This is a genomic window from Halioglobus maricola (genome assembly GCF_009388985.1).
GTDB lineage: Bacteria > Pseudomonadota > Gammaproteobacteria > Pseudomonadales > Halieaceae > Halioglobus > Halioglobus maricola.
The window spans coordinates 3694590-3707188 of record NZ_CP036422.1; the positions used below are offsets into that span (position 1 = coordinate 3694590).

The window sequence follows — 12599 nt, forward strand, 5'->3', positions numbered from 1 at the left end:
TGATAGCTAATCCGGCCGAACTTCCAGACAGGCGTAGACCTTATTAGAGGTTACATACAAGCGACAAGCGATGATACTGAGCTGCGCAAGCATGTGCTCGAATTCTTCGGGTTTAATGGGAAGCCAATGGAACTTGTCAGTTCCTCTCCGTGCCTGATCATCACGCTGGTAAATAAGGAAAGACAGGCACCCGATCATCTGAACAATATGCACGCCCTGCTCAGCGCAGGGGCTGCGATGCAAAATATGAGGCTCACTGCCCGGGAACTGGGCATTGTAGTCCATGAGCAATCGCAGCTGTACGATGTACCGGCATCGCGGCAGGAATTGAAGAGAGTCCTGGGTTTGCCTGAAAACATCAAGGTAGTTGGGGCTATGCGAGTAGGATACAGGCCCGCCCGTAAGTCTGGTTCCAAGGTATTGTCTTTCGTGAAATCCAGCGTCCGGCGTCCTTTATCAAAGATCGCCCACCGCAATGGCTATGGCAACTATTGGGATTGAGGGCTAGCAGTAATGGCCTGCTAACTCTCGCTTAAAATGGGCTTTTCTTCGGCGAACCAGATTATCGAGCGCTGCAAATCTACGAACTGTGCTTCATCTTCAAGTATCGCCCTGGCGACCTCTTCCGGTGTGTCACCGCCGCCGGCAAGCATTTCATCAAAGCTGTTCCAGCAGGCTTCGGCGACACCATCGAAGTCGCCCATAACGCAACCGCGACTTTGCCGGCTCGATTCTGCGACCACATGATCGACCCTGTGGTTCTGCACATACCGTTTCATCTTCATACTGGCGGCATGTTCCAGAGCGAGCGGAGCGTGCTTGTTCTGCCAATACTCCACAAATTCTTCTCTGCTAAGGTGTGGAGCCCGGTACAGCATAAACAAACATTTGATCATAGGAATTCTTTTCGCGCACTACACAGGAGTCAGACCCTCAACCTATAAAGTATCCCCCATCGATACTCATGGTCTGGCCCAACATGAACGAGGATTCATCAGAAGCCAGATAAACAGCGGCGCCCACAAAATCGGCGGGAGTGCCAAGCCGCGCAGCTGGAGTGGCCGCTGTGATTGCATCATCGGGACTAACGCCATACATCCCCTGGAACTGCTCTCGCACGTGATTCCACATCGGTGTCTCGGTGGTGCCGGGTGCTATCGCATTTACTCGAATATTTTGTTGCGCATATTCCTGGGTTGCGCACTGAGTCAGACTAATGGCTGCAGCCTTGCTAAGGGAATAGACCGCAGCTCCCGGCGACGCCTTGCGACCAGCGCCCGAGACGATATTAATAATCGAACCGCCATTATTGGCCACCAGCATGGACTTGATCACAGCCTGGGTCATGAAGAGCAGGCCGCGAGTGTTAATACCCACAATACGATCAAATTCCTCTGCTGTTATCTCAATTATCGGCTGCATTCCAAATACCCCGGCACTGTTTACCAGGATGTCGATTTGACCAAACTGCTGTTCAACAAACGCTACTGCTGCATCGATAGAGGCCTGATCGGTCACATCCAGGGCACAGCCACACGCGTTATTGCCAACCTTTGCCGCCACCTGGTCGCAGGCTTCCAACGACAGATCGGCCACGCACACCCGGGCGCCTTCATTCGCCATGGCTTCTGCTATGGCAGCGCCGATCCCGCTAGCACCGCCGGTGACTATGGCTACTTTGTTTTCCAGTCGTTTCATATTAACCCTGGCTGGCTGGCAGTTTTATGCGCAACCCATCCATTTCATCGGTTACGTCCAATTGACAACTGAGTCTACTCTCGGGCTTCAGGTCTTCGACCAGGCCCAACATTTGCGACTCGATAGGGTCCGGGTCGGGAAATACACCGCCCTCAACATAGCAGTGACAAGTGGCACAACTACAGGCACCGCCGCAGTCAGCAAGAATCGCCTCCACATTGGCCTCAACTGCACAGAGCATGACACTATGCCCCACTGGCGCCTCTACAATTTGTTCACTTCCATCGATGTTTTCAAATACCAATTTTGGCATCACTTACTTCCTCTTACTGTCCTAATTGTTCCATCAGCGCCATGGCGGGCAGCGGATCAAAATACTCTGAATAGCCAACCAGGTTACCTTCAGAGAACTCCGCTCCTAATACGTAGATATTGCTATAGCTCGCGCCCGTAGAGGTAATCGCTTTGGAGCTGGCAGTAGCAAACACATGCCCCTCCTCCTTACATTCCTTAATGTCGAGATTACCCCACTCCCAGGAATCGAACATACCCAGGAAGCCCTGTAGCACCTCCATGCATGAATCCAGTCCGCGCACTTCGCGAGGAAGCGGCGAAGGTGCGTATGGAAATTGCATCACCACGTCACTTGAGAGCAGAGAGGGGTATTCATCAAATTTTTTCTCTGCCAACAGTTTTAACCAAGTCTGCATAAGCTGTTGAGACATGATCAGGCTCCTCGAAATCAGTCGTGTTTCTCGAATTCTACTGGAGTCTCTCCATAACCTTCACCCTTTTCGGCTGCATCCCAGGGCAGCGGCCGTGGCTTGTACTCGAAGTCCAGCTTCCAACTGGCTGGGTCCAGTTCTACCGGGTCACCGGCAAACGAAAGGTGTGTATGCATAATACGCCACTCACCATCCTGTTTTTCAACGACATCGGTCTGGCGCATCACCCAGAGGAACTTCTCACCACCGTGGTCACCCTGGTAAACCTGGTTCATATAGACAAAACCAGTATTTTCTCTGGCATAGATTCGCATGTTGCGAAGCCAAAGGTCACCGACGAACTGTGAGCCTATCCACTCCCACCAGTTGAGCACATCCTTGCCGAAATACTGCCCCGGAGACAGGATATCGACAAAACTTACATCGATATTTTTGCTGTAGTGGCGACGTACGATCTCACCCGGGTTGTTCAGGAATTCCTTGTTGAACATCGCCTCAACGTTTTTCTCCAGCTCGTAGATTTCCTGCACGAGTTTTGGGTCTGAACCGAAAACCGCTTGGGGCTCGTCGCTCCATTCGCGGTCTGAAAAATCACCTGTTGCATTAGCGTCTGTCATTTTTAGCCTCTTCAATTATTTGTTGTGTTCGGGTGTTCTGTGTAGAGCGGGTCATCTGGCCTGGGGCCGCCACGAGTCGTAATCTTCGCAAAATGACCAGCTTCCCAGTCCGATGTGCCGGGCGCCAGGGTGTAGGCATCCAGAGCGAGAATACGCCGCTTGATGCGCCACTCATCACCGCGCTTTTCGAAGGTGTCAAGATAGCGGCCTCTCAGTGCGAGATTCATACGTTGCGTTGAGCCCGGTTCAGGCGGCATATCGTGCCAGGCGACGTAATATGCCTCTGAGAACGCCTCTGTTTCAGACTGCAACTCGATCAAACGATTGCCTACAAAGTGATGCGTAGGCATGTTGTCAGTAAAACCAAAGGCCCACTCGACCAGGCCATCCACGTCGCCCTCATACAACAGGTGGTCGTCGTAGGCGTCGGGCCAGTAGACGGTCCTCAACAACGCCGGATCCTGTCGGTCGATAGCCCGGGCGTAACGCATCAGTTGCTCTTCGATGTCCTGCTTGTCCAGCAAGCCCTGGAGTTTTGCTTGATTGATAGACTCCATCTCTGCTGACCCCCTGGCTCAACTATCCCGGCGTGGACGCGCCGTAAACCGTGCCGGCAGCTCCAGGAAGCCCTGAGTCTCGGCACCATGGAAATCCCACTTCACCTTCTCTGGCGCCGTCAACTCGATGTCTGGCACGCGAGCGAGCAGTTCTTCCATTACCACCCGCTGTTCCATCAGGGCCGTCATGCGGCCGACGCAGGAATGCTTGCCCAACCCCCAAGCCAGGCTTTGGAAACCAGACCTGTCTATATTGAAGTCGAGCGGGTTTTCGGTGACAGCCGGGTCACGGTTAGCCGCTTCCCACGCCATATAGACAGATTCACCTTTCTTGATAGTTTTGCCGTGAACTTCAACGTCCTTGGTGGCCATCCTGTAAAGACCGAGGAATGGGTGGTGCAGGCGAAGTCCCTCATCTACTGCGAGTGGTATATCCTCAGGGTTGTCAATTAGGCGCTGCTTCAATTCAGGACGCCGCAACACCTCATAGAACAGATTAGTCAAGGCAGCGGTGGTGGTACCGTGACCCGCTGTCAGTAGAGAGATGACACAAGCCCCCACCTCTTCTGGCGTAAGAGGTCGACCGTCAATATCTGCGTCGGCAAGTACCGACAGGTAGTCATCCTGCGGATCTGCTTTCTTCTTCTCCACCGCCTTCCAGCCGAACTCGGCAAAGGGTACCCATAGTTCCATGAATTTTTCCGGCTCGCCAACGGCCGCCAGAAGTTCAACGTTCATTTTACGCAGAGTATCGTGAAGCTCCGGTTCTAGGCCCAGAACGTGAAAAATAGCCTTCATGGGTATGAGCTCAGCCAGATCGAGGTGAAGATCGCACTCGCCCTTTTCAACAAAGCTTTCGATCAGCTCGATGGTATCGGCGCGAACCAGCGGCTCGATTCGACCCGGCGTACGGACATTTACCCCACCGGTAAATATCTTGCGCCAGGGACCGTGCTCGGGAGGATCAAAAGAGCTTGGCGGAAACACCGGCATGTCTTCACTGTAGGGTCGAAGTACCGAGGGACCAGAAGCGTAGGTTTGAAAGTCGAGCAGACCATTGCGAACATCTTCATAATTCATGAAGACGTGGAAGCCCCCGAGCTCCCTGGAATACGGCACCGGACACTCTGTACGGGCTCGCTCAATCAGGTCATGAGCCTCGTCTGGCGTCATGCTATAGCTTGAAAACTTCTCGAATTCTTCCTCGAGAGAAAATGGGCATTTTCCGGTCATCTGTAACCTCCTCAAAATTCGCGTAGCATTGAATTTACAGGGCCCATGGATGGAGATGAACCCCTCGCTACTCTATAAGCCATATAGATTTTTCAAATACCTACAAATAATACGTGTTTAACGGCTTCACGCATTGATGCACTCACCATAGGAGTCAGCAACACATTCGAAAAAGAATTCAATATCAGGCAGCAATTCCGGCGTAGATTGAACGCCCAGGTACAACTCGTCACAGTAGCTCGTTACAGTGCACAGTAGCCCCATGCCATCTATCAGGAAACCCAGGCCATAGTTGCTCAACATCTTTGCACCCATAAAGTAGAGCGGTACCCGCGGCCCTGGTACATTGGTCAAAACCATCCCACTGAATGGAACTGGTATTTTTTCAACCAGCTTGAAATAATTGATCGCCTTGAACACCTTGCCCAAGGTATAAGTCGGGACCACATCGACGACGTCCAATGGGCTTCCGGATCGCGATGTAGCTTTCTCCTTCGCCTGTCTGGTGTTGTCCCGGATAAATCGGAGCCTGTCCAGCGGGTCGACGATATCGCTGCCTATGGCTGCGCGCATAGCTGAAGCCTGGTTTCCTGAGCTTTCAGTATTGCTTTCCTTATGCTCCGATCTCGGCATCGCGATAACCAAAGAAGTTTCAGGTAGTTCCCCATGATGCTCCATGTATTTCCTCACAGCCCCTGCGAAAATCGCCAGCGTGGCATCATTCACCGTGGCGCCTTCAACCTTGTTCTTGATGGACTTGATCTCCGCCAAGGGCCAGGTAATGGAATCATAGACCCGCTCGTTAGTCTGGATGCTGTTGGAAAACCTCGTCCTGGGAACTTCCGGACCTTCCTTCACCTTTGAGCGAGAGAGTATTCTTTTCGCTGCGCCCTTGACCAGACCTGGCATCATGCTTGCCGCAACCCGGGTAGACATATTCGTCCACCGGTATCGGTTACCGATTGCCTGCAACAGCATTTTTCCAGGGACATCCCTTCCTGGCTCCCGCGAGGTTCCCGCTGGACTCCAAGCAAAATCCGGACTGGCACTGTGCAACCTCGCCTGCAACTTCATTCCAGACGTACCGTCGAACTGGCTGTGATGTAGCTTGGAGACCAGCGCAAACGCGTCCTTTGGGAGTCCCGGGATGCGACCCAGACCCGTGACCAGTGTCATCTGCCATAAGGGCCTTGCCTGGTCCAGCGGCTGTTCAGCAATGCGCTCAAACAGGTTCATCATGTTGCGCTTGGTCGAACTACCCCTGAAGCTGACCTGCTGCACGTGATTGTCAATATTAAAGTTCCGGTCTTCTACCCAGAACGGGAAGTCGGGCTTTATTGGCGACGGCTGTAGTTTCTGGCACAGGGGGAGACCTGAGACCATGCTCGACATATAGCGTTTGACACTGTCGAGGGCAATCTTCCCTGACTCAACTGTAGATGGATCGTAGATACTCACCATCATCACATGCATCGGTGTGTTCTTCGTATCGATCGCAAACCAGATGTGGTTAGTGCCGCTTAGCTGTTTAATATGCATAGCTCCGCCTACCCGCTTCGAACTACACAAACAAAGCCAGTATTAACATGCAGAAAAAAGTGGCCCAAAGACGAATCTGGGGGCCACCAAGAGGGAGTGGACCTGAAAAAACCCTAGACTGCGAGCTCGTCCAGGACAGAGAGCTCTCTGCCCAACACATGGTCACCATAGGCTTCGAAGCTGATGTAGGGGTTGAACACCACATGCCTGGAGCCCACGTTGAAATCGAGCCAGTAGCGCTGAGCCATGTTTGATTCGCTGAAACCGGAGGAACCCGCCAGGTCCATCAAGGTCGTGGACGCCTCGGATAAAAGCTTTATCACCAGCGCGACTTCGGCCCTGATGTGTTGCGCCTCGTCAACCGAGAGATGACGAGCCTTCAGCGCAGATTGATCGTTTACATCATTAACACTGTCCATCATCGTTCTGGCGGTGCGAATCTTGGTTGCGGCCTCACCGATATACGCCCTGAATGCGCCGGAATCCTGCCTTGCGGTGTAATTCGTATAGACCACAGGTTTGTTGGCTCCAGCCGCGACTGCATCCAATAAACCTTCTACGGTGCCGACAAGAACGCCAAGCGCCTTGGCGCGCAGCAGAGGAAACACCACCCAGTAATCGGACGCTTCCATCTCGTAGCTGAAGCCCTCTGCACTAACAACAGCGGCCATCTTACAAGCATATTCCAAAGGTACGAATACCTTGTCAGCTACCAGGGTGTCTGACCCGGAGCCACGCATGCCTACAACGTCCCAGGTATCAAGACGCGTTACATCATTGATAGACACCAGACATTGAACCGGTTGGGTCTCTTCAAGTATGCCAGTTAATAACGCGTACTCAGCATGATGAGAATTGGAGCCATAAGACCATCGGCCGGTGAGAAGATACCCACCTTCCACCACTTCCAAAGTGCCAAATCCATTCTGGGGGCTGGTGAGCATGGGTGTACCGTTGGCAAAAACTGCCTCCTGCATGGAATCTTTCATCTGGGAAGCCATCCACGCACAGGAATTCGTTATCGAAACACTCCAGGCCGTCGAAGGGCAACCGCGGGCAATTTCAGCCGAAACACGTGCTAGTGCAACCGAAGAAAGTCGCTCCCCATCCCAGCGAGACGGTACAGCAAGATTGTGCAGACCCGCGTTGGTGATGGCATCTACAACCTCTTCTGTCATCTCACCAATCTGGTGATGTATCTGGGCATTTTTTTGCAACAGAGGCCGGAGCGCTTTCGCCGCGCGAATCGCTTTTGCCTCCCCCTCCGCACTGAAGGAAAGGGCCCTTCGTGCTATTTTCGTGTTTGCGCTTGCAGTCATAACTTTACATCCTTCGACGATTTTCCACTCCAGGTGACAGAAACATGCCAGCTGAGACACCTCCTTCAGGCTTGAGATAACGTTACGTCAGTCTTGCGAGAGGAAGAACCCACGTTTACCCAATAGGCAGTATAGAAGATTCAAATATCTCAATTATTACAATGAGTTATGCCTAACTAGCGATTCTTCCGATAAACACTATTCGACAACTTACATAGGCCCATTGGAAGAGATCAGCCATACTTGCCAAATGGGGAACGGCATACCGCCATTACCAGACGATCAAGGGTGCACCATGATGATGCAGCGCTATTGCTACGAGTGCGGTGGCCCACTTTCTCTTTCCTACCCTGAAGGCGATGAACGTCCACGAGAAACGTGTCGACGCTGCGGTTGGATAAACTATGTAAACCCAAAAGTGCAGGTAGCCATGGTCGCTACGCATCAAGACAGAATCCTGTGGATGCAACGTGCGGAGGAACCCAGGAAAGGTTACTGGTCTCTCCCCGGTGGTTTTATGGAAGTTGATGAGTCGCCACGCGAAGCGGCTGTTCGTGAAGCCAAGGAGGAAACCGGGATCGAGTTGGATCCTGAGTCCACAGAATTATACGTAGTCGGTAACATCCGATCGATCAATGAAGTACACCTATTGTTTCGTGCGGAGTGTAACTCTCACTTTACCAACCCTGGCCCGGAAGCCCAGGATGCCCAGTGGTTCACGGAGGAAAACGCTCCATGGCAAAAGCTCGCTTACGGAATAGCAGAGGAAGGGCTACGACGTTTTTACCGGGATATGCGGACAAACGATTTCGGTATCTATTACGCAGAAATTATCAGCGATGAACTTTATTTAACCAACTACCACAGGTCCCTTGATACGATTAGCTCGAAATACAATTTATAAGGGGCTGTCTACTCTGTAACGTGTGCAAGGTGAATTCACCGCGGATACATTTTCTTGAAAATGTTCCTGACAAACTCGTGAACGTTATCCGACTGGTAAACCCTGTCCCACATAATGCAATAGGCGAATGCGACACCGGGGTTCATCGAACCAATGATCTTGCAAGCAAACTTGTCTTGCAATTTCTTTGCGAGTCGCCGGGGAAGCAGGACAACGGAATCCGTCTCTTCGGCAATCAACGGCAACAATGACCACTGCTGAACTCTCAGGTCGATTTTTCTACCCTGCTCGAACTCGGAGATAACTTTTCTGGTAACACTTGAATACCGTTCGAGGCCAACTGAAAATGTAGCGAAAGAAATATCTGGCTGCTCCTCAATTTCTTCGGCACTGAGCTCAGCAAGTGGGTTGGAATTGCCGACAAGGTAGACCATTTCTTCTTCGAACAGCGGGAAATACTTAAAATCCTGAAACACCGGGGAGTGACATATCGAGTCTGGCACAAGGTAAAAATCCAGCTCGTTTTCCCGGTTTATCAACTCCTTCGTTTCCGCAACATCCACATACTGGACACTAATTCCAGGGGCGCTTCTATTCAGTTCATTTCGCAGGCCTGAAGCTGTCATAGCGGCACCGTAATCGGTGGTGCCTATTACAATACCACGGCTCGCGGTTTCAGGCGTCGCGGATTCCATTTGCCACAGCTTATCCACCGCATCAAAAATCTCATCCAGTGGTTCACAGAGAGTTCGGGCCTTGGTCGTCAGCTCCATCCGGTTGCCTACCCGCACCAAAAGCATATCGTCGAATTCTTCCCGCAGCTGCTTCAGGGCCGAGCTCAGGGTTGGCTGGGAGACTCCAAGAATTTCTGATGCGCGCGAAAGATTCGGTTCCTTCAGAAGAACCGTCAAAATCCGCAGCTGGTTCAGATTGGTTTTGCGACCTGCCATAGCATTACCACATAGTTATTATAATAAGCAGCGCCACCCGAGTTGCTTTCGCTACCCGCAGGCTAGCTATATCGAACTAATACATTATCAGATATGGGCTGAACTACGCGAATTTTCCAATAAGCGCATCGGCGCACTTCTTGCCCGAAACGACCGCGCCCTCGATTCCTGCTGCATTATATTCACCGGCGAACGTCACAATGTCGCGCGTGAACTGTGGCTGTGCCTGACGCAAAGATCTGTAAACGCCCACATGACGCTCGTGATCCACCCAATCCCAATGATGCAAATTGACCATTTCCACATGGTCCTTGAGATCTCCCAGAAATGGTTGGGCGGCGTCCAGGGCGTTGAATGCGACCTCTGTATCGCTGAGTCCTTCCTGGCTTTTGGCCCAATCACCGGTCATATGCAGGGCCAGCAGCCCCTTACCCTCTGGCACCCTCCCTGGACATTTGTTATGTTCGAGAGCGATACCAAGTATGTCCCTCGCCTCAGAGCTGGGCACCAGAAGCAGTGCAGCGGCACTGTCCGGCACCGAGCGTAATCCGACATGGACGGTCAGACTGGGAACAGCTCTGGCTGAACTGAACCATTCTCGCTGCCTACCATCCATCCATGGCGCCATCTCAAGTGCGTAGCCCGGCGGCGTGGCGATGACCGCGCCATCGAACTCAACACGCCGTCCATCAACAGTAACGAAAACCTGGTTTCCTTGCTTTTCAACGAGTTCGACTGTCGATCCACAATGAACCGAGGCGAGTTTACCGGCAATTTTTCTCGAGATGGCTCCCATGCCAGATTTCACCTGCAGAAGCTTGGCTCCACTGAATATTTTCATCAGCCAGACAATATCCGCTGCGGAAGAAATCTTACTGGAAGTGAACATATTGACGCGTATGATGGGGTCGACCAGATAATCATGTGTCTCTTGTCCAAGCACCCTCATGGCGAAAGACTCGGCAGTTTCAGAGTCCAATTCTTCGAGCTGCGTCATATCTTCAAAATCACATTTCGACCAATACTTGATCATGGTGGGCACCAGCTTCACCAGGCCTAATTTTGCCCAGAATGAAAGAAAGCTGGTTCGAAGACCAGAGAGGATTGCGTTTGACAGGTCAATACAATGGACCTTCCCGCCCCTGGCAACGCCGAGAACAGGCTTGACCTGAATGCACTCCTCCATTGCACCCACATCACGAATCAGTTTTATCGTTTCCTTATATGCGGGAGACAGGGTTATGGCGCCTAAATCCATGGTGTAGCCGTCTTTGATCAACGAGACAGTTCTTCCACCGACCTCAGGGTTTTTCTCGTATACCGTGATATCAAAGCCGGCTTCCTGCAAACGGTATGCAGCAGACAGCCCTGCCATACCGGCGCCAATTACCGCAATATGCTTTCTTTGGCTCATTAGGATTGCAGCAGTAACGCTGTGAGCAAGATAAACACCGCTACACACCAGATATCGGTAGCCGCTTTCAAAATAAAAGGCGCAGTTCGCACTTCCATGAACTCCTGGATGACGAAACGAACCTTGATCAGGGCAATAGCCAGAATTGCCGCCCCTCCGAATTGAAAAGTTTGCGACTGTCCCTGGTCGATCCCCCATGACAGAAGGGTTGCGGCTACCAGAATTAGCCATACCGCGGTGATACGAGTGAAGATAATAGTTTTCATTTTACAAGATACAGAAGCGCGAATATTACGATCCAGAGCAGATCGACCAGGTGCCAAAAAATTGCCCCACTTTCCAAATTCTGCAGATCGCTGGCAGTAAGGCCACTTTGCCTCGATCGCAAAAGCAGCGTCATATAGAGAAGGATTCCCAGCCCTATCAAAACGTGTATTCCATGTATTCCCGTATAGATGAAGTAGTACATGAAAAAGTCGTTAGTGCTTAAAGTAATGCCAGCGGTGATCTTCTCGCTGTACTCAAAAAACTTAATCACGATAAAGCCCGCGCCACAGACGAAGGCAAGGAGCAGTAACTTCCACGACGTTCGATACAAGCCAAGTCGCACACAGTGAACCGCTGTAGCGACAAACCAGGAACTACTCAACATCAAAAGCGTATTCAGAACACCTATGCCTTGATTAAGCTGAGCCTGCGAGGTGATAAATAGAACCACGTCCTCATTACGATAATAAAGAAACGTTGCGAAGAAGACGGTAAATACCAGCAGGTCTCCCAAGATGAAGAACCACACACCTTCTTCTCCCGGGAGACGCGACTTTGCCCGGGAGTGTGGCTGACCCGGCGTGGTCGCTGCTTGCGGTTGTACTGTCATTTCTGGTATCTGCTGCACTATATCGCAGCAGCTGCCTCACTCACTTGCCGACGAATCGCACTAACAGTAAACCACCACATCAGCACTATCCACAGGAAGAAGCAGAATACAGGGATATAGAATGAGAGAAGGCCATCCCATGCGAAAGGCCCCTCGTACAAAAATGGCACCAGGGCTGCGGGAAGAAACAGTATCGCTATCCAGAAGTTAACAAAAGCCAGCCAGCGTGGGAAAATTTTCTTGTCACTCTTATCGCCTAGAATACAAATACCAACAGATAGTGTCTGAATCAACAGCGGTGGAAAAGCAGCAACAATCATAAACCAACCGAAGTCGTGAAAGATCTGGATGACATTCGCCGGCATATCGTGCCGATAAGCCGCAGCCAGGATGAAGTAGGACGCGAAAAATGCAACCATAGTAGTGACAGTGGATCCGAGGGATTGACTGCGCGCCAGCAGTGGATCCTCATGCCCCTCAATTCGGCGCATCTGTCCACTGACCGCAGCACAAAACGGTACGAAAAAGACCATACCGGTTGCACAGAGTGTCATGCCTATCCTGATGCGCGTTCTGTCCTCGATAAACATAGCCTTTATCGCCTCCGCGTCCAGTGCGGGGTCAACAGGCGGCAGCCAGCCAGGAATAAAAAACCACCCTGCCCCCACCAAAAACATAACGACTATTGCGCTGTTCGCGCATATCATCTGATTCTTATAGTTCATTTATTTCCCGCTCTTGTATTCAGTAAGCCGCCCAATGTCCC

16 protein-coding genes are annotated in these 12599 nt (G+C 51.6%); 2 read left to right on the forward strand and 14 right to left on the reverse strand.

The window, feature by feature from the left end; translation table 11 throughout:
- Nucleotides 1-126 precede the first annotated feature (126 nt).
- The gene (locus EY643_RS16835; RefSeq protein WP_153240329.1) at nucleotides 127-501 is read left to right on the forward strand and encodes a nitroreductase family protein; all 375 of its coding nucleotides are present in this window, start codon (nucleotides 127-129) and stop codon (nucleotides 499-501) included.
- Between the two features lie 20 nt (nucleotides 502-521).
- On the opposite strand, the gene EY643_RS16840 is transcribed toward EY643_RS16835, so the two are convergent.
- The 9 genes from EY643_RS16840 to EY643_RS16880 form a co-directional block, all read right to left on the reverse strand.
- Nucleotides 522-896, reverse strand: a complete 375-nt coding sequence (locus EY643_RS16840; RefSeq protein ID WP_153240330.1) for an EthD domain-containing protein — start codon at nucleotides 894-896, stop codon at nucleotides 522-524.
- A 37-nt stretch (nucleotides 897-933) separates the two neighbouring features.
- Nucleotides 934-1698, reverse strand: coding sequence for an SDR family NAD(P)-dependent oxidoreductase (locus tag EY643_RS16845; protein WP_153240331.1), 765 nt, complete (start codon nucleotides 1696-1698; stop codon nucleotides 934-936).
- 1 nt (nucleotide 1699) lies between these two features.
- Nucleotides 1700-2011, reverse strand: coding sequence for a 2Fe-2S iron-sulfur cluster-binding protein (locus EY643_RS16850; protein ID WP_153240332.1), 312 nt, complete (start codon nucleotides 2009-2011; stop codon nucleotides 1700-1702).
- 13 nt (nucleotides 2012-2024) lie between these two features.
- The gene (locus EY643_RS16855) at nucleotides 2025-2423 is read right to left on the reverse strand and encodes a nuclear transport factor 2 family protein (protein ID WP_153240333.1); all 399 of its coding nucleotides are present in this window, start codon (nucleotides 2421-2423) and stop codon (nucleotides 2025-2027) included.
- 17 nt (nucleotides 2424-2440) lie between these two features.
- Complete coding sequence (locus tag EY643_RS16860) at nucleotides 2441-3040, reverse strand: nuclear transport factor 2 family protein (protein WP_153240334.1); 600 nt, start codon at nucleotides 3038-3040, stop codon at nucleotides 2441-2443.
- Nucleotides 3041-3051: 11 nt separating this feature from the next.
- On the reverse strand, nucleotides 3052-3597 hold the full coding sequence (locus EY643_RS16865) for a nuclear transport factor 2 family protein (RefSeq protein WP_153240335.1): 546 nt from the start codon (nucleotides 3595-3597) through the stop codon (nucleotides 3052-3054).
- 18 nt (nucleotides 3598-3615) lie between these two features.
- Nucleotides 3616-4830, reverse strand: a complete 1215-nt coding sequence (locus EY643_RS16870; protein WP_153240336.1) for a cytochrome P450 — start codon at nucleotides 4828-4830, stop codon at nucleotides 3616-3618.
- 126 nt (nucleotides 4831-4956) lie between these two features.
- On the reverse strand, nucleotides 4957-6369 hold the full coding sequence (locus EY643_RS16875; protein WP_153240337.1) for a wax ester/triacylglycerol synthase family O-acyltransferase: 1413 nt from the start codon (nucleotides 6367-6369) through the stop codon (nucleotides 4957-4959).
- Nucleotides 6370-6482: 113 nt separating this feature from the next.
- A complete protein-coding gene (locus tag EY643_RS16880) occupies nucleotides 6483-7688 on the reverse strand; it encodes an acyl-CoA dehydrogenase family protein (RefSeq protein ID WP_153240338.1) in 1206 nt (401 codons plus the stop codon).
- 295 nt (nucleotides 7689-7983) lie between these two features.
- Here EY643_RS16880 and EY643_RS16885 point away from each other — a divergent pair, with 295 nt between their 5' ends.
- On the forward strand, nucleotides 7984-8592 hold the full coding sequence (locus EY643_RS16885) for an NUDIX hydrolase (protein ID WP_170287442.1): 609 nt from the start codon (nucleotides 7984-7986) through the stop codon (nucleotides 8590-8592).
- Between the two features lie 35 nt (nucleotides 8593-8627).
- Here EY643_RS16885 and EY643_RS16890 read toward each other — a convergent pair whose 3' ends face one another.
- The 5 genes from EY643_RS16890 to EY643_RS16910 all read right to left on the reverse strand — a co-directional run bounded on the left by EY643_RS16890 (nucleotide 8628) and on the right by EY643_RS16910 (nucleotide 12558).
- The gene (locus EY643_RS16890; RefSeq protein WP_153240340.1) at nucleotides 8628-9542 is read right to left on the reverse strand and encodes a LysR family transcriptional regulator; all 915 of its coding nucleotides are present in this window, start codon (nucleotides 9540-9542) and stop codon (nucleotides 8628-8630) included.
- 103 nt (nucleotides 9543-9645) lie between these two features.
- Complete coding sequence (locus EY643_RS16895; RefSeq protein WP_153240341.1) at nucleotides 9646-10956, reverse strand: protoporphyrinogen/coproporphyrinogen oxidase; 1311 nt, start codon at nucleotides 10954-10956, stop codon at nucleotides 9646-9648.
- Complete coding sequence (locus EY643_RS16900; RefSeq protein WP_153240342.1) at nucleotides 10956-11222, reverse strand: cytochrome C oxidase subunit IV family protein; 267 nt, start codon at nucleotides 11220-11222, stop codon at nucleotides 10956-10958. Before EY643_RS16900 ends, EY643_RS16895 begins: the two co-directional genes overlap by 1 nt.
- Nucleotides 11219-11833: a cytochrome c oxidase subunit 3 family protein gene (locus EY643_RS16905; RefSeq protein WP_153240343.1), complete on the reverse strand. Its 615-nt coding sequence runs from the start codon at nucleotides 11831-11833 to the stop codon at nucleotides 11219-11221. The genes EY643_RS16900 and EY643_RS16905 overlap by 4 nt, the downstream gene beginning before the upstream one ends.
- Nucleotides 11834-11850: 17 nt before the next feature.
- Nucleotides 11851-12558: a hypothetical protein gene (locus EY643_RS16910; RefSeq protein WP_153240344.1), complete on the reverse strand. Its 708-nt coding sequence runs from the start codon at nucleotides 12556-12558 to the stop codon at nucleotides 11851-11853.
- Nucleotides 12559-12599: the final 41 nt, after the last annotated feature.

Bases quoted from the DNA above. Each gene is read 5' to 3' on its own strand.
- EY643_RS16835 (WP_153240329.1), top strand. From the start codon at position 127: ATGGAACTTGTCAGTTCCTCTCCGTGCCTGATCATCACGCTGGTAAAT.
- EY643_RS16840 (WP_153240330.1), bottom strand. From the start codon at position 896: ATGATCAAATGTTTGTTTATGCTGTACCGGGCTCCACACCTTAGCAGA.
- EY643_RS16845 (WP_153240331.1), bottom strand. From the start codon at position 1,698: ATGAAACGACTGGAAAACAAAGTAGCCATAGTCACCGGCGGTGCTAGC.
- EY643_RS16850 (WP_153240332.1), bottom strand. From the start codon at position 2,011: ATGCCAAAATTGGTATTTGAAAACATCGATGGAAGTGAACAAATTGTA.
- EY643_RS16855 (WP_153240333.1), bottom strand. From the start codon at position 2,423: ATGTCTCAACAGCTTATGCAGACTTGGTTAAAACTGTTGGCAGAGAAA.
- EY643_RS16860 (WP_153240334.1), bottom strand. From the start codon at position 3,040: ATGACAGACGCTAATGCAACAGGTGATTTTTCAGACCGCGAATGGAGC.
- EY643_RS16865 (WP_153240335.1), bottom strand. From the start codon at position 3,597: ATGGAGTCTATCAATCAAGCAAAACTCCAGGGCTTGCTGGACAAGCAG.
- EY643_RS16870 (WP_153240336.1), bottom strand. From the start codon at position 4,830: ATGACCGGAAAATGCCCATTTTCTCTCGAGGAAGAATTCGAGAAGTTT.
- EY643_RS16875 (WP_153240337.1), bottom strand. From the start codon at position 6,369: ATGCATATTAAACAGCTAAGCGGCACTAACCACATCTGGTTTGCGATC.
- EY643_RS16880 (WP_153240338.1), bottom strand. From the start codon at position 7,688: ATGACTGCAAGCGCAAACACGAAAATAGCACGAAGGGCCCTTTCCTTC.
- EY643_RS16885 (WP_170287442.1), top strand. From the start codon at position 7,984: ATGATGATGCAGCGCTATTGCTACGAGTGCGGTGGCCCACTTTCTCTT.
- EY643_RS16890 (WP_153240340.1), bottom strand. From the start codon at position 9,542: ATGGCAGGTCGCAAAACCAATCTGAACCAGCTGCGGATTTTGACGGTT.
- EY643_RS16895 (WP_153240341.1), bottom strand. From the start codon at position 10,956: ATGAGCCAAAGAAAGCATATTGCGGTAATTGGCGCCGGTATGGCAGGG.
- EY643_RS16900 (WP_153240342.1), bottom strand. From the start codon at position 11,222: ATGAAAACTATTATCTTCACTCGTATCACCGCGGTATGGCTAATTCTG.
- EY643_RS16905 (WP_153240343.1), bottom strand. From the start codon at position 11,833: ATGACAGTACAACCGCAAGCAGCGACCACGCCGGGTCAGCCACACTCC.
- EY643_RS16910 (WP_153240344.1), bottom strand. From the start codon at position 12,558: ATGAACTATAAGAATCAGATGATATGCGCGAACAGCGCAATAGTCGTT.